This window comes from Nocardia sp. NPDC058519 (genome assembly GCF_042719755.1).
Lineage (GTDB): Bacteria > Actinomycetota > Actinomycetes > Mycobacteriales > Mycobacteriaceae > Nocardia.
In genome coordinates this window covers 242,687-260,130 of the sequence record NZ_JBHXNK010000003.1, presented here as the reverse complement: position 1 = coordinate 260,130, position 17,444 = coordinate 242,687, and the positions used below count along the sequence as shown (strand labels likewise).

General features: G+C 67.0%; 16 protein-coding genes. 11 read left to right on the top strand and 5 right to left on the bottom strand.

Going from position 1 to position 17,444, the window contains the following annotated elements; genetic code table 11:
• The first annotated feature begins 75 nt into the window (after positions 1-75).
• Genes ACFWPK_RS05520 through ACFWPK_RS05510 form a run of 3 tightly spaced genes read left to right on the top strand, consistent with a single transcriptional unit; the run spans position 76 to position 2,500 of the window.
• A complete protein-coding gene (locus tag ACFWPK_RS05520; protein ID WP_378913351.1) occupies positions 76-1,128 on the top strand; it encodes a Dyp-type peroxidase in 1,053 nt (350 codons plus the stop codon).
• Positions 1,129-1,926 carry a family 1 encapsulin nanocompartment shell protein gene (locus tag ACFWPK_RS05515; RefSeq protein ID WP_378913350.1) on the top strand — a complete coding sequence of 266 codons (798 nt, stop codon included), beginning with the start codon at positions 1,129-1,131 and terminating at the stop codon, positions 1,924-1,926. It abuts the gene before it with no gap.
• A 46-nt stretch (positions 1,927-1,972) separates the two neighbouring features.
• Positions 1,973-2,500, top strand: coding sequence for a hypothetical protein (locus ACFWPK_RS05510; protein ID WP_378913349.1), 528 nt, complete (start codon positions 1,973-1,975; stop codon positions 2,498-2,500).
• Here ACFWPK_RS05510 and ACFWPK_RS05505 read toward each other — a convergent pair whose 3' ends face one another.
• A complete protein-coding gene (locus ACFWPK_RS05505) occupies positions 2,501-3,181 on the bottom strand; it encodes a TetR/AcrR family transcriptional regulator (RefSeq protein ID WP_378913348.1) in 681 nt (226 codons plus the stop codon). It lies immediately after the preceding gene.
• A 216-nt stretch (positions 3,182-3,397) separates the two neighbouring features.
• Between ACFWPK_RS05505 and ACFWPK_RS05500 the strand changes: the two genes are divergently transcribed.
• From ACFWPK_RS05500 to ACFWPK_RS05485, 4 genes are all read left to right on the top strand, one after another.
• Positions 3,398-4,933, top strand: a complete 1,536-nt coding sequence (locus ACFWPK_RS05500) for an amino acid permease (protein ID WP_378913347.1) — start codon at positions 3,398-3,400, stop codon at positions 4,931-4,933.
• Between the two features lie 93 nt (positions 4,934-5,026).
• Positions 5,027-5,773, top strand: a complete 747-nt coding sequence (locus ACFWPK_RS05495) for a DUF1989 domain-containing protein (protein WP_378913346.1) — start codon at positions 5,027-5,029, stop codon at positions 5,771-5,773.
• Positions 5,770-6,384 carry an urea amidolyase associated protein UAAP2 gene (locus tag ACFWPK_RS05490; protein ID WP_378913345.1) on the top strand — a complete coding sequence of 205 codons (615 nt, stop codon included), beginning with the start codon at positions 5,770-5,772 and terminating at the stop codon, positions 6,382-6,384. Before ACFWPK_RS05495 ends, ACFWPK_RS05490 begins: the two co-directional genes overlap by 4 nt.
• Before the next feature lie 119 nt (positions 6,385-6,503).
• Complete coding sequence (locus ACFWPK_RS05485) at positions 6,504-8,477, top strand: 5-oxoprolinase/urea amidolyase family protein (protein WP_378913474.1); 1,974 nt, start codon at positions 6,504-6,506, stop codon at positions 8,475-8,477.
• On the opposite strand, the gene ACFWPK_RS05480 is transcribed toward ACFWPK_RS05485, so the two are convergent.
• On the bottom strand, positions 8,478-9,629 hold the full coding sequence (locus ACFWPK_RS05480) for an epoxide hydrolase family protein (protein WP_378913344.1): 1,152 nt from the start codon (positions 9,627-9,629) through the stop codon (positions 8,478-8,480).
• Between the two features lie 111 nt (positions 9,630-9,740).
• Entirely contained in the window at positions 9,741-10,736 is a 996-nt protein-coding gene (locus ACFWPK_RS05475) for an NAD(P)-dependent alcohol dehydrogenase (protein ID WP_378913343.1), read from the bottom strand.
• 96 nt (positions 10,737-10,832) lie between these two features.
• Between ACFWPK_RS05475 and ACFWPK_RS05470 the strand changes: the two genes are divergently transcribed.
• From ACFWPK_RS05470 to ACFWPK_RS05455, 4 genes are all read left to right on the top strand, one after another.
• Entirely contained in the window at positions 10,833-11,474 is a 642-nt protein-coding gene (locus tag ACFWPK_RS05470) for a TetR/AcrR family transcriptional regulator C-terminal domain-containing protein (RefSeq protein ID WP_378913342.1), read from the top strand.
• An 89-nt stretch (positions 11,475-11,563) separates the two neighbouring features.
• Positions 11,564-13,696 (top strand): MMPL family transporter, encoded by a 2,133-nt coding sequence (locus ACFWPK_RS05465; RefSeq protein WP_378913341.1) that lies wholly within the window; start codon positions 11,564-11,566, stop codon positions 13,694-13,696.
• Positions 13,697-13,701: 5 nt separating this feature from the next.
• The gene (locus tag ACFWPK_RS05460) at positions 13,702-14,850 is read left to right on the top strand and encodes a sensor histidine kinase (protein WP_378913340.1); all 1,149 of its coding nucleotides are present in this window, start codon (positions 13,702-13,704) and stop codon (positions 14,848-14,850) included.
• Position 14,851: 1 nt separating this feature from the next.
• Complete coding sequence (locus tag ACFWPK_RS05455; RefSeq protein ID WP_378913339.1) at positions 14,852-15,487, top strand: response regulator; 636 nt, start codon at positions 14,852-14,854, stop codon at positions 15,485-15,487.
• Positions 15,488-15,533: 46 nt separating this feature from the next.
• On the opposite strand, the gene ACFWPK_RS05450 is transcribed toward ACFWPK_RS05455, so the two are convergent.
• Both ACFWPK_RS05450 and ACFWPK_RS05445 read right to left on the bottom strand, forming a co-directional pair.
• A complete protein-coding gene (locus ACFWPK_RS05450; RefSeq protein WP_378913338.1) occupies positions 15,534-16,685 on the bottom strand; it encodes an ATP-grasp domain-containing protein in 1,152 nt (383 codons plus the stop codon).
• Between the two features lie 93 nt (positions 16,686-16,778).
• Positions 16,779-17,357, bottom strand: coding sequence for a Uma2 family endonuclease (locus tag ACFWPK_RS05445; protein ID WP_378913337.1), 579 nt, complete (start codon positions 17,355-17,357; stop codon positions 16,779-16,781).
• Between the last annotated feature and the right edge of the window lie 87 nt (positions 17,358-17,444).

Sequence of the window (17,444 nt, the reverse complement as noted above, 5' to 3'; positions counted from 1 at the left end):
GTCGTTCGCCTGAATTGCGCTGACACCTCGAGGTGTTGATCGGACCTGTCGGTGCGGAGCCGTACTGTAGACGCCATGGGTGAGCCACAGCCGATCCTCGATCCACTCACGCCGTCCGCGATTTTCCTGGTCGCCACCATCGACTCCGGTGGCGAATCCGCGGTCCGCGACCTCTTGGCAGACATCTCCGGATTGCGCCGTTCGGTCGGGTTCCGGGTTCCCGGTGAGGGTTTGACCTGCGTCACCGCGATCGGCTCCACGGCCTGGGACCGGCTGTTCGCCGGCCCGAAACCGGCTGAGCTGCACGAGTTTCCCGGTTACAACGGCCCGATCCACAGCGCACCGACCACCGCGGGCGACCTGTTCTTCCACATCAAGGGCGAAACCCAGGGCCCGTGCTTCGAACTCGCCATGGCGATCGGCGCCCGCCTCGCAGGCGCGGCGACCATCGTCGACGAGACGGTCGGCTTCCGCTATTTCGAACAGCGCGACCTGCTCGGCTTCGTCGACGGCACCGAGAACCCCGAGGGCCCCGGCGCGGCCTCGGCGGCGCTGATCGGCGCCGAGGACCCCGGGTTCACCGGCGGTAGCTACGTGATCGTGCAGAAGTACACCCACCCGCTCGACCAGTGGAACGCGCTGTCGATCGAGGAACAGGAGCGGGTGATCGGGCGGACCAAGCTCGCCGACTACGAACTGCCCGACGATGTGAAACCCGCCGACTCACATGTCGCGGTGAACACCCTCGTCGACCCCGACGGCACCGAGCGCCAGATCGTGCGCGCCAACATGCCGTTCGGCACCATCGGCACCGGCGAGTTCGGCACCTACTACGTGGCCTACGCCGCCACCCCGAGCGTCACCGAGCGCATGCTCGAGCGGATGTTCCTCGGCACCGAAGAGGCCGCCTACGACCGGATCCTCGACTTCTCCTTCGCGGTCACCGGCACGCTCTTCTTCGTTCCCACCGTGGATTTCCTCGACGACCTGCCAGATGCACCCGATACAGCGGGCGCCGCGATCGAGCCGGCGACCCTGCCGGAAATCACCCCTGTCGAACGCGCGAACGCGGCGGCGGGTCGCTCGGACGGCTCCCTCGCCATCGGCACGATGAAAAGGAGTAACTGAATGAACAACCTGCATCGCGAACTCGCGCCGATCACCGGCGAAGCCTGGTCGCAGATCGAGGAGGAGGCCACCCGCACGTTCAAGCGCAATATCGCGGGCCGCCGGGTGGTCGACGTGTCGGGACCGCACGGTTTCGACTTCTCGGCCCGCAACCTCGGCCGGGTCACCTCGATCGCCTCACCCGACAACGGCGTGCAGGCCCGTCAGCGCGTGATCCAGCCGGTGATCGAGTTGCGGGTGCCGTTCACCCTGCAGCGCGACGAGCTAGACGACATCGAGCGCGGAGCGGGCGACGCCGACCTCGACAACCTCAAGGACGCCGCGCAGAAAATCGCCTTCGCCGAGGACCGCGCGATCTTCGAGAGCTACGCCGCCGCGGGCATCACCGGTATCCGCGATGCCGCCTCGAACTCCCCCGTCGCCCTCCCGAGCAATGTCGTCGACATCCCCGATGCCATCTCGCACGCTCTCACCGGCCTGCGCCTGGCCGGCGTGCAGGGCCCGTACTCGGTGGTGCTCAGCGCCGAGCTGTACACCCAGGTCAGCGAGACCTCCGACCACGGTCACCCGATCCGGACCCACATCGAGCGGCTGATCGACGGCGAGATCATCTGGGCACCGGCGATTTCCGGCGGTTTCGCGCTCACCACCCGCGGCGGCGACTTCGAGCTGGCACTCGGTCAGGATCTGTCGATCGGCTATCTCAGCCACGATGCCGAGACCGTGCAGCTGTACTTCCAGGAGACCTTCACCTTCCTCGTCGAGACCTCCGAAGCAGCGGTGTCGCTCGGCTCGTGAGCGGGGCCGCTATGGTTGGCCTCGTATCACGGAGAGGGAGGTCCGCATGTCGGTCGTGCGTGCCGGTGTGGTGTCCACCAGGCGGAGCCTGTTCTATTGCTTGATCGGAGTCCTGGTCACCACGGGCGTCGTCGGGTTGTTCCTGGCGATGTTCGGGGTGAACCGGGTGATCACCGGGTTGCTGGTCGGTGCGGTCGGCGGGTTCGCGGTAGGTGTGGCGCTGTTCGTCCGTGATGTGATCGAACTGCACGAGCACGCGATCTACGCGCGGACCCCGTTCCGCTCGTCGACCGTGCCGTGGGACCGCGTCGTCGCGGGCCGCTTCACCCTCGACGAGCACGCGCGCTGGGCACTGGCGCTCGACCTCAACGGCGAGTCGGCCGACGAGCTCGTGCTGCTGTCGATCCCGCCGGTGATCCGGCCCGTCACCGGCGCCTACGACATGCGCAAGCGCGAGCAGGTGAGCGAGATCCGGGAGATCTTGCGCGCCAAGCGAATCCCGATCACCGTGCTGCCCGAGATCGCGGGCGCGCTCAACCAGCACTGGCAGATCGCCCCGCCGACCGCCCGCTGATCACGCGGGCGGGCTGCCGCCGATCTCGCCGAGCCGGACGAGTAGCGCGTCGGCCGCGGCCCGCACCGCACCGATGTCGCCGCGATGTCCGACGATCCGTACGACCCCGTCGGGGATCGCGCGCTCGGTGTCGATGCCCGCGGCATCCTCGTCGTACCTGATCGCGATCACCGTCTCCACCAGCCGGAACGGCAGGATCCGCGAGTCATCGGGTTCCCCCGCGGCAGCCGATGACGCGGCGGCCAGGCGCTCGTAGTGCCCGCGCAGTTCGTCACGACGTCGCCGGAAAGCGACGAAACGCTCGGTGCGCAACTCCGGCAGCAGGTACAGCGCCCCCAGATTCCAGCGCGCCGTGCGCAATTGGCGCACATCGAACAGTGCCAGCGCGTACAGCTGGGTCACGGCGTCGTCCGGTTCGATCATCATCCGCTGCGCGAATTCGACCGGCCCCGCCACTGTTTCGGCCAGCAGCGCGTCGAGGATGTCGTCCTTGGCGGCGAAGTGGTGATAGAGCGAAGCCTGGCGGATGCCGACCGCGTCGGCCACCGCCCGCGTCGAGGTGTTGGCATATCCCTTGGTGGTGAAAAGCTCCGCCGCCGCGTCGAGGATCTCCGCGCGCGGCGTAGTTCCCTGCCTGCGCCGCTGTTCCAGCCGGGGACGCCCGGGACCCAGATTTGCCACACCCTGATTCTGTCATCGGGCAACTACCTGCACCGCAGCGGGCAGCTCACCAGCGAAGATGCCGGACGGTCGAATTTCTGTCACTTGATAGAAACTCAGGCAACGCAGAAGTTACCGCGGGCCGCGCAGTCGATACACGCACGACACCGTTCGAGCGATCAGGCGCGCAAAACTATCGACTGATAGATATTGGCCGAACCGCTGAAGGACTCCGACATGGCCACGACACTCGAATCCCCCGCCGCCCCAACCGAACTCGGCCGCGACAGCGCCGATCTGGCAGCCTTCGGATATCAACCGGTCCTGCATCGCAAACTGGGGCGTTACGCGTCCTTCGCGGCAGGTTTCTCGTTCGTCTCCATCCTCACCACGATCTTCCAGTTCTTCGGCTTCGGCTATTCGTTCGGCGGCGCCGCCTTCTTCTGGACGTGGCCGCTCGTGTTCGCCGGCCAGTTCCTGGTCGCGCTGAACTTCGCCGAGCTGGCCGCCCGGTACCCGATCTCCGGCTGTATCTATCAGTGGTCACGTCGCCTGGCGGGCGGGCTGATCGGCTGGTTCGCCGGCTGGATGATGGTGATCGCCCAGGTCGTCACCGCCGCCGCGGCCGCCATCGCACTCCAGGTGGTGCTGCCGTCGATCTGGAGCGGATTCCAGCTCATCGGCACCGACACCGCGCTCACCTCCCGCGACGGAGCGATGAACGCCGTACTGCTGGGCAGCGCGTTGCTCGTCGTGACCACCACGATCAATGTGATCGGCATCGATCTGATGTCGAAGATCAATTCGATCGGCGTCACCGTCGAGATCGTCGGTGTGCTGGCGATCATCGCGCTGTTCTTCGCCAATACCGAGCGCGGGCCCGATGTGGTGTTCCAGACCGACCAGGCCACCCCCGGCCCGTACTGGGCGGCGTTCCTGGTCTCGGGTCTGATGGCCGCGTACGTGATGGTCGGATTCGATTCCGCCGGTGAGCTTTCCGAGGAAACCAAGAATCCGCGCAAGGTCGCTCCCCGCACCATCCTGCTCGCGCTCGCGGTATCGGCGCTGGGTGGCGGGCTCATGCTGCTCGGCGCGCTGATGGCGGCACCGAGCCTGTCCGACGGCGAATTGTCCGCCGGTGGACTGGCTTACGTGATCACGTCGAAGCTGAACAGCCCCGCAGGCTCGGTGCTGCTCAGCTGCGTCGCGGTCGCGGTGATCGTGTGCACCCTCGCGATCCAGACCGCGGGCTCGCGCCTGATGTTCTCGATGGCCCGCGACGGCAAACTCCCCTTCGCGAAGGCCCTGTCCACCGTGCACCCCCGCTTCGGCACCCCGGTGTGGCCCGCCGTCGCGATCGGCGCCCTCGGCATCGGTCTCCTGGTCCTGAACCTGGGCAACCCCGCGATCTTCGCCACCCTGGCCAGCGTCTGCATCGTCAGCTTGTATCTCGCCTACCTGCTGGTCACGATCCCCTTGCTGGTCCGCCGTATCGAAGGCATGCCCGCCCTCGACGATAAATCCCTGTTCCACCTCGGCCGCTGGGGCATCCCGATCAACACCCTCGCCGTGGTCTGGGGCATCGCGATGGTCATCAATCTGGCGTGGCCACGGCCCGAGGTCTACACCCCGACAGGTGGCAGCTGGTGGCAGCTCTGGGCAGGCCCGCTGTCGGTAGCCGTAATCCTCACCGCGGGCGCGATCGTCTACCGCGTCGTCGTCGCGGGCAAGGAATCCGCGCCCATCGCTGAAACCGCGCCGGTACCAGCCTGATTCGACTCCGTGGCGGAGGCAGCCCGAACCTGCGTCCGCCACGGAACCCGCCAGCACTCACCCCGTCACCCATCGCTCGCCGAGGAGATAACGATGACGAGTACCCAGTCCACCGAGGGCGCCCGCGCCCACGCGCGCGCCCAAGCGGCGGCCGCCACGATGGCCCGCCCCGAGACGCCGAACGGTGTCGATCCCGCCGCGGTCGCCGTCGCACAGCGCATTCCCCCTGGCGGCTACGCGAATGTCGTGCTCGGCCGCGGCACTCGGGCCCGGTTCGCCGACCCGTCCGGGACCACCTGCGCTCACCTGTTCCTGCTGCGCGCCGAATCGCCGTGGGAACGGCTGAACGTCGCCGATACGGTGAAGGTGCCGTGGCAGGCGTATCTGAGCGCGGGCCACCCGCTGCTCTCCGACCAGGGCAGAGTGCTGGCGACCGTGCTCGCCGACACCTCCGGTCACCACGACACCCTGTGCGGCCCCACCACCGACGGCCGCCACCAGCTCCACCTCGCCGGCGCCAAACAGGGCCTCGAACCCCGCGACATCGGCCCCTCCATCGCCCTGTTCCGCGGCGCCCGTGTCGCCCCGAACGGAGCGATCGAGTCGACCGGCAACGGCCACGCGGGCGCCACCATCGACCTGATCATTCACCTGCCGGTGACGCTGCTGGTCGCCAACGCCCCCCACCCCCTCGACGACCGCCCCACCGGCGACCTCGATCTCATCGCCTGGTCCGCCCCCACCGATCGCGCCACCAACGACGACCCCGAATACCGACGAGCCGTGGACAACACCGAATCCGCTTGGACGGCCGCACTGAACACGGAGGTTCCGGCATGACCACCACCCGCACCGTCGTCCTCGACGAAACCGTTCCCGCCAAGGCACCGTGGTCGGCGATCATCCGCGCAGGCGACCACCTCGACATCATCGACCTGCACGGCAACCAGGCCGTCGACTGCCTGCTCTACTCCGCCGCCGACCGCACCGACCGCTACAGCGCCCAGGCCACCATCGCCGCCCAGCGCAATATCTTCCTCACCACCGGCAGTGTCCTGCGCACCGAAGCCGGCACTCCCTTGATGACGGTCGTCGCCGACGAGGTCGGGAATCACGACACCATCGCGGGCGCCTGCTCCCAGGAATCCAACACTCTGCGCTACGGCCGGCACACCCGCCACCAGCACGCCTGCGTGGAGAACTTCCTCACCGCCGCGCTCGAATGGGGTCTGGGCAAACGCGACCTGGTCTCCAATATCAACTGGTTCATGAACGTCCCCGTCGAATCCGACGGCACCCTCGGCATCGTCGACGGCCTCTCCGCCCCCGGCAAGAAGCTCACTCTCCGTGCCGAGATCGACACCCTCGTCCTCGTCTCCAACTGCCCCCAGATCAACAACCCCTGCAACGGTTTCGACCCCACCCCGGTCCGCATGGTGGTGACCCGATGAGCCTCACCGACACCCGCGTCGACCAGCCCGCGACGGTGGAGTCCACGCCGCTGGTTGCCACCCTCGCTCCCGTCGCGACGCCCCCGGCTCAGCCGCGCATCGATGTCGTGCGTCCCGGAATGCAGACCACTGTGCAGGATTGGCCGGGACGAATCGGCTACTGGCACATCGGAGTTCCCCCGTCCGGGCCGATGGACGACCTGTCGTTCCGCCTCGGCAACCGGATACTCGGCAACCCCGAAGGCGCGGCGGGGCTGGAGTGCACACTGGGCGGGCCCGCGTTGCGCTTCTCCGCCGCGACCTGGGTGTGTGTGACCGGGGCTGTCGCCGATATCCGTGTGGACGGCCGCCCGATCGAGCAGTGGCGAACCGTCGAGGTGCCCGCCGGCGGCGTACTCGATGTCGGCGCGATCCGCGGACCTGGCATGCGAACCTACATCCTGATCTCCGGCGGCATCGACGTCGATGAATTCCTCGGCAGTGCGGCCACATTCACCCTCGGCAAGTTCGGCGGCGGAACCGGTGCCGCACTACGCGCCGCCGAATCGCTCACTCTGGGCGCACCGTCGACCCGCCTCGCCCCCGCCGTCCCGATGGCCGACCAACCCGCCTTCGCCCACCGCTGGGAACTCGCCGTCACCGAAGGCCCCCACGGCGCACCGGAGTTCTTCACCCGCAACGACTTCGACACCATCGTCGGCACCGACTACGAGGTCCACTTCAATTCCGATCGCACCGGTGTGCGCCTCATCGGCCCCAAACCCGAGTGGGCTCGTACCGACGGCGGTGAAGCGGGCCTGCACCCGTCGAATATCCACGACAACGCCTACACCGTCGGGGCCCTCGACTTCACCGGCGACACCCCGATCCTGCTCGGCCCGGACGGCCCGAGTCTCGGTGGATTCGTCTGCCCGGTCACCGTAGTCGCCGCCGACCGTTGGAAACTCGGTCAGCTCACCCCCGGCGACAAGGTTCGCTTCGTCCCCATCCGCTCCGAGCATGCCGCTCCCGCAGCAGCACTCGGCGCCCAACGACGCGCATCACTGGGCACCGTCCTCTCGGCAGGCCGCGACGGCGACGACGGCATCCTCCGGCGCACCGCGGTCGACGATGAAACCGGCGTGACCTACCGACGACAAGGCGACGACGGCGTCCTCGTCGAATACGGCACGCTCACCCTGGATCTGGGTCTGCGCGCCCGCGTCCACGCGCTGCACCAGCACCTCATCGCGATCGGCCTGCGTGGAGTCATCGAACTCACGCCTGGCATCCGATCCCTGCAGATCCGCGTCGATCCGGCAGTTCTGCCGATCGGCAAACTCCTCGACATGCTGGCCGAAGCCGAAGCGCAACTGCCGAATTCCGACCAGCTGGTCGTCCCGAGCCGCACCGTCCATCTCCCCCTCTCCTGGGACGACCCCGCCACCAGGGAAGCGATCACCCGCTACATGCACGGCGTCCGCGCCGACGCCCCCTGGTGCCCGTGGAACATCGAATTCATCCGCCGCATGAACGGCCTGCCCTCCGTCGATGATGTCTACAAGACCGTCTTCGACGCCGAATACCTGGTCCTTGGCCTGGGTGACGTCTACCTGGGCGCCCCCGTGGCCACCCCCACCGATCCCCGCCACCGCCTCGTCACCACCAAATACAACCCGGCCCGCACTTGGACCCCCGAGAACGCGGTCGGCATCGGCGGCGCCTACCTGTGCATCTACGGCATGGAAGGCCCCGGCGGATACCAGTTCGTCGGCCGCACCACCCAGGTGTGGAACCACCGCGCCCGGCCTGCGGGAACCTCAGGACCCGGTGTCGACCGGTTCGCTACCGATGCGGAAACCCCTTGGCTACTGCGCTATTTCGACCGGATCAGATGGCACCCGGTCGAGCCCGACGAACTCCTCTATCTCCGTGCGGATTTCGCCGCAGGCAAGGTGGACGTCACTGCCACCGACGGCGAGTTCCGGCTCGCGGACTACCGCGGATTCCTCACCGACAACGCGAGCTCCATCGAGGAATTCCGCGCTGTCCAAGCCGAAGCGTTTGCCGCCGAGCGTCAATCCTGGCGCTCGGCGGGCGAACTCGCGGACTGATCAGCGCAACGTGCGGAAGAACTCGCGCACATCGGTGGTGAGCAGTTCCGGTTCCTCCAGCGCTGCGAAGTGCCCGCCCTGGTCCACATCGTTCCAGCGCACGATCGTGTTCTCCGCCTCGTCGAAGCGCCGAATCGCCACATCGTGGGCGAGGACGAGCACGCCGGTCGGAACACCCGAATTCGCCGGCACCGCACCCCATTCCACCGGCTGCGCGTAGCCGACGTAGGCCGCCGAGCCCGCGGTTCCGGTGAGCCAGTAGATCATTGCGTTGGTCAGCAGCCGATCACGATCGATGATCTTGTCGGGCAGCGTCTCGCGTGGGTGCGTCCACTCCCGGAACTTGTCCAAGATCCACGCCAGCTGCCCGATCGGGGAGTCGACCAGCCCATAGGCCAGGGTCTGCGGACGGGTGGACTGCACGGCGATGTAGCCGAACTCCTCGTTCATGAACGCCTCGATCCGCACGATGCGGTCGCGCTCGAGTTCGGTCAGGCTCGCCATGTCCTCATCGGACAACGGCAGTTGCGGGAACGAGCCCGCACCACCGTTGACATGCACGCCGACCACCCGATCCGGCGCCACTCGCCCGACCTCCGGGCTCACCGCCGCACCGATATCACCACCCTGCACCCCGAACCGCTGGTACCCGAGCCTGGTCATCAACTCGACCCAGGCCTCGGCGATCCGGCGAACCGACCACCCCTCGGTGACCGGTCCGGAGAACCCGAAACCGGGCAGCGACGGGATCACCACATGGAAGGCATCGGCCGAGTCGCCGCCGTGCGCGCGCGGGTCGGTCAGCGGGCCGATCAGGTCGAGGAATTCCGCTATCGAGCCCGGCCAGCCGTGCGTCAGTAGCAGCGGCACCGCATCGGGTTCCGCCGAGCGGACGTGCAGAAAGTGGATGTTCTGCCCGTCGATCACGGTCGTGAACTGCTCGTGCGCATTGAGTTTCGCCTCCTCTGCCCGCCAGTCGTAGCCGGTGCGCCAGTGGTCGACGAGCTCGCGCAGGTAGCCGGTCGGCACGCCGGTGTCCCAGTCATCGCCCGGCAGTGCGGCGGGCCAGCGCGCATTGTCGAGCCGATTACGCAGGTCATCGAGCTGCTGCTGCGAGATGTCGATGCGGTAGGACTGGATCTCGTTGCTCATGAGATCTACATTACGAGCCACCTAGGACAGCTTCCGCCCTAGGCGTGCGCCCGTCTGCTCCGCCTACTCGTTGACCCGTTGAATCTGACCGGACCGGCATCCTCCGTCGGCTCATGCGGTGAGGACGGTCTTTCCCGACGCGTGCCCTTGCTCGAACACCGCGACGGCAAGCGCCGTGTCGGACAAGGAGAACCGTCGCTCGATCACCGGTCGCAGCTTTCCGTCGACCACCAATCCGGCCAGGTATTCCAGGTCGGTGGCAGCGGGTCGCATGAGCAGAGCTTTCAGGGTCTGCCGGGCGAACAGGTCGGTGAGCGCCACCTGAGCCAGCCATCGGATCGGGCCGAACCAGTTGTCGCCGGGCGCGGCGGCGGAGGAGATGAAGACGCCGTCCCCCGCCAGCGCTCGGCGGATCTCCCGTAGTGTGCGATTGCCTGCCAGGTCGAAGATCACGTCGTAGGGCACCTCCGTGCGAGTGAAATCGTCGGTGGTGTAGTCGATTACGACGTCCGCGCCGATTTCGCGCACCATCTCGAGATGCCGGGTGCCGCACACCGCCGTCACGTGCGCGCCGAGCACCTTCGCGATCTGCACCGCGAAGCTACCGACCCCGCCGGACGCGCCATTGATCAGCACCCGCTGCCCCGGCCCGACCTTGCCGATGTCGCGCAGACCCTGCAAGGCCGTCATACCCGAATCCGGGGTCGCCGCGGCATCTTCCATGCTGATCGCAGCCGGAACAACGGCGAACGAACCCGCATCCGCGCACACGTACTCCGCGAAGGCGCCGCTGGAGACCTCGCCGAAAACCCGGTCGCCGAGTTGGAATTCGGTGACCAGCGCACCGACCGCGACTACCTCGCCCGCCAGGTTCTGCCCGATCATCCGATGCTTGGGCCTGCGCAATCCGAACCCGAGCCGCAGCAGGTACGGCGTCCCATTGAGCAGATGCAGATCCCCACTGCACAGTGATGCCGCCCGTACCCGGACCACCACATCCCGCTCCCCAGGTGTCGGCCGCGGCACAACCTCGGTCCGCAGCACCTCACCCCCGCCGTACCGAGGCGCAACCCAGGCGGTCATCGAAGCCGTATCCACATCGGTCATGAGAATCGTCCCTCATCTCGCACTTACAGCGTAAGTTTCTACTGCGAGACGCTACGCTTACGCCGTAAGTAGGTCAAGGAAACTGTCAGGAGCCCCATGTCGCCGCGCACCCCACTCACCAGAGAACGAGTCCTGCGCGCGGCCATCGAGCTCGCCGACCAGCAGGGCCTGGCCGCCCTGTCGATGCGCAACCTCGCCAAGACCGTCGGCGTGGAAGCGATGTCGCTGTACAACCACGTCGCCAACAAGGACGACCTCTACGACGGCATCATCGACCTGGTGGTCGCGGAGATCTACGTCCCCCGCGCGGGCGACGACTGGCGAGCCGAACTCCGCCACCGTGCCACCTCGGCCCACGAGGTCCTCCTGAACCACCGCTGGGCCACCGGCCTACTCGGCTCCCGCGTCAATGTCGGCCCCGCCATGCTCCGCTACGTCGACGCCACCCTCGGCTGCCTGATCACCGCGGGTTTCACCTACGAACAGGCCGACCGAGCCTGGAACGCCTTGGACAGCCACATCTACGGCTTCACCCTCCAGGCGATCAACTTCCCCCTCGACCCGTCCGAATACGCCTCGGCCGCACAACAATTCCTCCCGCTCATTCCCACCGAAACCCACCCACACATGCACACAATCGCCTCCCTGGTCATCGCCGGAACCCACTCCGGCGCAGCCGATTTCACCTTCGGCCTCGATCTGCTCCTGGAAGGGTTGGCGGGGCTGCTCACCCGCTGAGCGCGGCGCCGTGTCCACCGATCGGTGGACACCAAGTTCGACCGGTCGATGCTGGCGGCCACGCCGGCCACCCGAGCAGCATTGATGACATGCGAAATCGCTCGGTATCGATCGCCGTTGCCAGTGCCCGCCATCCGTGGCGGGCCATTGCCGGTTGGTTCGTCTTCGTCGCGTTGTGCGTCGGAATCGGCGCCGGAATCGGCGGGAAACCCGCTGCCACCGAGGACTTCTGGATCGGCGAGGCGGGCCGCGGCGAAGCGATCGCAACCTCGGGTGGGCTACAGCAGCTGCCGATGGAACGGGTGCTGGTCACCGGTGGAGGAGCCGCCGCGGACCGGGCCGCGCAGGAGGTCGCGGACCGAATGTCGACATTGCCCGAGGTCAAATCCGTTGCTGTGCCGGTGTATTCACCAGACCGAACAGTGCTGCGGGTCGACGTGACCATGGCGGGCGCGGAACTCGATGCCAAGAAGCACGTGGCCGCGCTGCGCGAGCAGACCGATCAGGTGCAGCGGGCATATCCGGACTTGCGGGTAGAGGAGACCGGTGGCCCCTCGATCAGCAGCGGTGTCGAAGCCTTGCGCGGGCGCGACCTGGCGAGAACCGAGTTGATCGCACTGCCGATCACCCTGATCACCCTGCTCGTCGTGTTCCGCTCGGCGGCAATGGCTCTGGTGCCGCTGCTGCTGGCCATCTCGTCCATCGTCGCGGCGATCGGGCTGTCGATGCCCGCCTCACATCTGTTCCCCGACAACGGCGTCGGCACCAACATCATCCTGCTGATCGGGATGGCGGTCGGCGTCGACTACACCCTGTTCTATCTGAAACGTGCGCGCGAGGAGCGGGCCCGCGCGCGTGGTTCGATCGGTTCGCAGGCACTGGTGGAACTCGCCGCGGCGACGTCCGGACGCGCGGTGGTGGTCTCCGGTATCGCCGTCGCCGTCTCCAGCGCGACGATGTATCTCGCCGACGACGTGGTCTTCTCCTCGATCGCGACCGGCGCGATTCTCGTCACCCTGGTCGCGGTGGCCAGTTCGCTCACCGCCCTGCCCGCCCTGCTGACTGTTCTGTCCGAACGCGCCGAGCGGCGTGCGGCACGCAAGACCTCGCAACCCGCGCGAGAGAGCACCGGTCGCCTCACCGGTTCCATGCTCCGGCTGACCGCCGCACGCCCGGTAGCCGCACTGACCATCTCGGTACTCGCCATGCTCACACTCACCGCGCCGCTGCTGGGCCTCGACCTCACCGACATGGGCCGCGAAACCCACCCGCGTTCCATTCCCGCCATGCAATCGTTCGATCGACTCAATACCGCTTTCCCCGAACTGAAGTCGATGCACCAGGTAGTGGTGGCGGCCGAACCTGCGCGGGCGGGCGAAGTGACAGACGTGCTGCGCGCACTGGCCCAACGAGCCGAGTCCGATCCCGCCCTCGCCGGGAGCACTGAACTGCGCACCTCCCCGGACAGCCGAATCAGCCTGCTGGAACTACGGGTCGAGCATCACGTCGGCGACGACGCCGCCCAGCAGTCACTCGAACGCCTCCGCACCGACTACCTACCGGCAACCGTCGGCACCCTCTCCGGCGTGGACTACGCGGTGACCGGTGATGTCGCCCACTACGCCGACTACCCGCGCCACCAGGAACAGAAGCTGCCCATGATCATCGGGACACTGCTCCTGGTGACCTTCGTCCTGACCGTCGTGACATTCCGGTCCGTGGTCCTCGGCGTGCTCGGTGTCGTGCTGAATCTGCTCTCGGCGGGCGCATCGCTGGGCCTTTTGACCGCGGTCTTCCAGAACACCTGGGCCGAAGGCCTGCTCGATTTCCATTCGACCGGCTCGATCGGCTCCCGAGTTCCCCTGCTGCTGTTGGTGATCCTGTTCGGACTGTCGACGGACTATCAGATCTTCGTGCTCAGCCGCATCAGCGAGCTCGCACTCGGCGGCATGCCGACCCGCCAAGCCGTTCTCGACGGTGTCGGCGGTTCAGCGAGCGCGGTGACCAGCGCCGCGTTCGTCATGGTCACGGTGTTCGCGAGCTTCGTTCCACTGCACATCATGGAGATGAAGCAGATGGGCTTCGCCCTCGCGGCGGCGGTCCTGCTCGACGCGTTCGTGATCCGGATCGTGGTCCTGCCCGCGGTATTGCTACTGCTGGGTGATCGCACCTGGTGGCCCGCCCGGCCCGCCGTCACCGCAGCATCGGTGAAAGTAGGCTGAGCGGAATGGAAGAGCGGCCGAACCGGATGCGGATTCTGCACCGGTGGTACGCCGGATGTTGGGTGATGTTCGGCCTCGGCCCGCCGGTGATCGCGGTGCACGATCGCACCGATGTGACGAAGTACGTGACGTGGGCGCTGGTCGCGGCGCTGGCCGCGAGCTATATGGCGCTGACGACCTTTCCGCGCCACCGTGTAGTCGGGGCCACCGGCTTCCTCTGCCTGCTGGTCGCCGTCCTCGGCGTGACAGCGATCTTGCTCGAAGGCGGCGCGGCCTTCTTCATCGTCTCGATTCCGCTGTTCTGGATCTACACGCGGACGCCGCGCCGCGCGGTCGGCTACCTCAGCGCGGCGGCGGTAGCCACCCTCATCGGGAACCTCACCGGGCCGATCTTCTCCCCTGGCAATGCCACCTTCACCCTGCTCGGATACGCGGGCGGCGTCCTGCTCGGGCTGTGGATGGACCAGGTGATCAGGCAGGGCGCCGAACGCACCCGCGTACTCGGCGCCGAGCTGGAACGCACCCAATCGGATCTCGCCGAGGCCCATCAGCGCCAAGGCGCGGCCGAGGAGCGCGAACGGATCGCCCGCGAAATCCACGACACCCTGGCCCAGGGTTTCGCCTCCATCATCGTGCTGACCGAGGCGGCCCGCGACGGCATCGGCACCGATCCCGCGACTACCGCCAAGCAGCTCTTGTCGATCGAGCGGACCGCGCGTGAGAACCTCACCGAGGCGAGGGTTCTCGTCGGCGGCAGCCCGGCGGACAGTAGTGGGGTGGCCCAGACGCTGCGCCGGGTCCTCGATCGTTTCGCCGAAGACACCGGGCTGACCGTGCACGCCGAACTGGCCGACATCGTGTGCGACCAACCCGCCCGGATCGGCCTGGTGCGCTGCACTCAGGAATCGCTGGCCAATGTGAGCAAGCACGCGAAGGCGAGCACCGTCGGTGTCGTCCTCTCCCACACCGACGCAGGTCTGGAGCTCGAGATCACCGATGACGGAATCGGATTCACACCGCATGAGGCCAGCGGATTCGGCCTGAACGGGATGCGCAACCGGCTCGCCGAACTCGGTGGCGAATTCGCCGTCACCAGCTCACCCGGCGAGGGCACCAGGATATTCGCCCTCCTCCCATCGACCGAGCGGAGCTGACGTGACCGAGCCCCTTCGCCTGATCCTGGCCGACGATCACGTCGTGATGCGTGCGGGCCTCGTCGCGCTGCTACAGGCCGAACCGTCCATCCAGATCGTCGGCGAGGCGGCCGACGGCGCTGAAGCCATCGAACTCGCCGAACGCCTGGCCCCGGACGTAGCGTTGCTGGATCTGCGAATGCCGGTCATGGACGGCGTGGCCGCTACCCGAGAGATAGTGCGCCGCACCCGAACCCGTGTCCTGATCCTCACCACCTACGACACCGATGTCGACATCGAACGTGCCATCGAAGCGGGTGCCATCGGCTACCTGCTCAAGGACACCACCCGCGATCAACTCGTCGACGCCATCCACTCCGCCGCCCGCGGCCAGACTGTCCTCGCTCCCCGCGTCGCCGAACGCCTGGTCGCGCGCATTCGCCGCCCCGACCCGATCACGCTGACCCCCCGCGAAATCGACGTCCTGCGCGCGGTCGCCGACGGCCTCTCCAACCCCGAGATCGGCAGACGCCTCGTCATCGCCGAAGCCACCGTCAAAACCCATCTACTCCGCATCTTCGCCAAACTCGACGTCAACGACCGCACCCACGCCGTCATCGTCGCCATGAACCGAGGCCTGTTCACCACCGCCGAATGATCCACCCGGCGCCGATCGAGATATTCGCGAGCGCAGCCACTTTCGGTCAGCCGGGCACCAGGTCCGCGCTCCTGCGCACCGCACCCGGGAATTGACCATCCACCTGCGGCGCGACCTCCATGACCGCTTCCGCTACGGCCAGGCAGGCACCGAGCCGTGGCGGATTCCGCAATCCCGAATCCCCTTGCAGCAGTAGTCGAACCGCGGCCCATGGCAGATTCACATCGGCGAAGGACGTGTGGAACAAACCCGCCGAGGGTCGTGGATTCGCTTCGAGCAGCACCGGTTGGCCACCGCGATAACGCAATTGAACATTCGTCAGGTAGGCCAGTTCGAAATGCCGCACGAGCCGGCGGGCGATGTCTACCAGGTCGGGATTATCGAGCAGGATGCGGAAGCGTCCCTGCTTGGCCCGTGGAATTCCCATCAGCAGTTCACCACCCGGAGCGGAAAGGCAGTCGATGCTGATCTCCGGACCTTCGAGGAACGGCATCACGAGCAGCGGCGGCACCGCCTCCCCTTCTGCCGCTGCCCGGCACATCGCCCCCGCGATCGCCTCGACCGAGGCCACCGGCCGGGGTGCGACGCGAAGGTTCGCCATGGTCAGCGGGCGGTCGTCCAGGATGCGGAACCCGAACGCCGAGAACTCACCGCTCGGTTTGATACACAGCGTCTCCCCGCCCATCGACAACTCGTCGACCGCCGCGCGGAACTCCTGCGCGTCTCGCGCCTCCCGCCACGGTGGCACAGGAACGCCTGCCGCACCAGCGATCTCATAGGTGCGGACCTTGTCGGTCAGCGCCTTCACCGCCGACAGCGGCGAACACATGAGGCTGGTGCCGACCGCCGCGAAGTCCGCCACCCGGCCCGCGAGCGCGTCGAGACGGCGCGGCGGGATGAGAACGTCGATGCGGTACGTGCGACAGAAGTCGAGCGCGAACCGCGCATACTCCTCGTTGCTGACATACCTGGGTTCGATCGCCGACACATCACACACCGAGAGGGCGGCCGCACTCGGATCCACATTGCTGGCGTAAATAGTGACGTCGACCCCGTCGGGATTCTCCCGCAATAACCGCATGACCTGAACGGTTGCCGCACCAGCACTGCTCAGCCAAACCCGAAGCGTAATACCGACCGCTCCCTTCCTGTTCCCGAAGCGAACCCGGACCCTATCCCGGTTCAGCGTCGAGCACATTTCGAGAACAAAGACCCCACATCACATCCACCCACCAGCGTCCGAGTAGCGGCACGACGGCGACCCCGGGGCGGGGGGCGTACTCGAGGTGACCTAGCGCGGGAGCAGCGCACCCGGGTCGAACGTGACCTCGAACGGTGCTCGCAACGTCACCGGGTCACCGGCCGACGCACGGTGCGTGTGCTCGTATTCTCCGTCCGGTCCGAGCGCATAGGCGAACAGCACCGGCAGCTGCTCATCGACCAGACGGCCCTTGAACGAGTTGATCTCGAAACGCCAGTACGTCGGGATGCCCGCCTCTGCGTACAGCACAGGCTTTACCATCCGGTCCTGCAACGTTGTCGACTTCGACACGACTTCGACGGCTAGTTCGACCTGACCGACCGGCACCCCGCGCCCGTGCCAATCGATCGGCCCCGCGACCACCATCAGGTCGGGAATGGGCTCGTCATCGCCGATGAGCACGCCGACACCGTCCATCACGAATCGGTCGGCAGGCACAACCGCATCGAGGACCTGTGTGAGCCGCTTTATCAACCACTGATGCATCGGTTTCGGCGCTGCGTGCACGACGAGCTGGCCATTCAGCACCTCATATCGCAGACCGTCATCGGGCATCTGATCGAGATCCGCGGCAGTCCAATGATCGGAGCGCGGCAATGGCATCGCCATTCATCCACCTCCGACCTCGTCGAATGCACCGCGCGCCGCCCGCGTCGGTCGATTCGAGTCTAGCGGCTGCGAGAGGCATCCGGCAGG

Excerpts from the sequence above, each read along its gene's own strand:
- ACFWPK_RS05520 (WP_378913351.1), top strand. The coding sequence starts at position 76 with ATGGGTGAGCCACAGCCGATCCTCGATCCACTCACGCCGTCCGCGATT.
- ACFWPK_RS05515 (WP_378913350.1), top strand. The coding sequence starts at position 1,129 with ATGAACAACCTGCATCGCGAACTCGCGCCGATCACCGGCGAAGCCTGG.
- ACFWPK_RS05510 (WP_378913349.1), top strand. The coding sequence starts at position 1,973 with ATGTCGGTCGTGCGTGCCGGTGTGGTGTCCACCAGGCGGAGCCTGTTC.
- ACFWPK_RS05500 (WP_378913347.1), top strand. The coding sequence starts at position 3,398 with ATGGCCACGACACTCGAATCCCCCGCCGCCCCAACCGAACTCGGCCGC.
- ACFWPK_RS05495 (WP_378913346.1), top strand. The coding sequence starts at position 5,027 with ATGACGAGTACCCAGTCCACCGAGGGCGCCCGCGCCCACGCGCGCGCC.
- ACFWPK_RS05490 (WP_378913345.1), top strand. The coding sequence starts at position 5,770 with ATGACCACCACCCGCACCGTCGTCCTCGACGAAACCGTTCCCGCCAAG.
- ACFWPK_RS05485 (WP_378913474.1), top strand. The coding sequence starts at position 6,504 with ATGCAGACCACTGTGCAGGATTGGCCGGGACGAATCGGCTACTGGCAC.
- ACFWPK_RS05480 (WP_378913344.1), bottom strand. The coding sequence starts at position 9,629 with ATGAGCAACGAGATCCAGTCCTACCGCATCGACATCTCGCAGCAGCAG.
- ACFWPK_RS05475 (WP_378913343.1), bottom strand. The coding sequence starts at position 10,736 with ATGACCGATGTGGATACGGCTTCGATGACCGCCTGGGTTGCGCCTCGG.
- ACFWPK_RS05470 (WP_378913342.1), top strand. The coding sequence starts at position 10,833 with ATGTCGCCGCGCACCCCACTCACCAGAGAACGAGTCCTGCGCGCGGCC.
- ACFWPK_RS05465 (WP_378913341.1), top strand. The coding sequence starts at position 11,564 with ATGCGAAATCGCTCGGTATCGATCGCCGTTGCCAGTGCCCGCCATCCG.
- ACFWPK_RS05460 (WP_378913340.1), top strand. The coding sequence starts at position 13,702 with ATGGAAGAGCGGCCGAACCGGATGCGGATTCTGCACCGGTGGTACGCC.
- ACFWPK_RS05450 (WP_378913338.1), bottom strand. The coding sequence starts at position 16,685 with ATGTGCTCGACGCTGAACCGGGATAGGGTCCGGGTTCGCTTCGGGAAC.
- ACFWPK_RS05445 (WP_378913337.1), bottom strand. The coding sequence starts at position 17,357 with ATGGCGATGCCATTGCCGCGCTCCGATCATTGGACTGCCGCGGATCTC.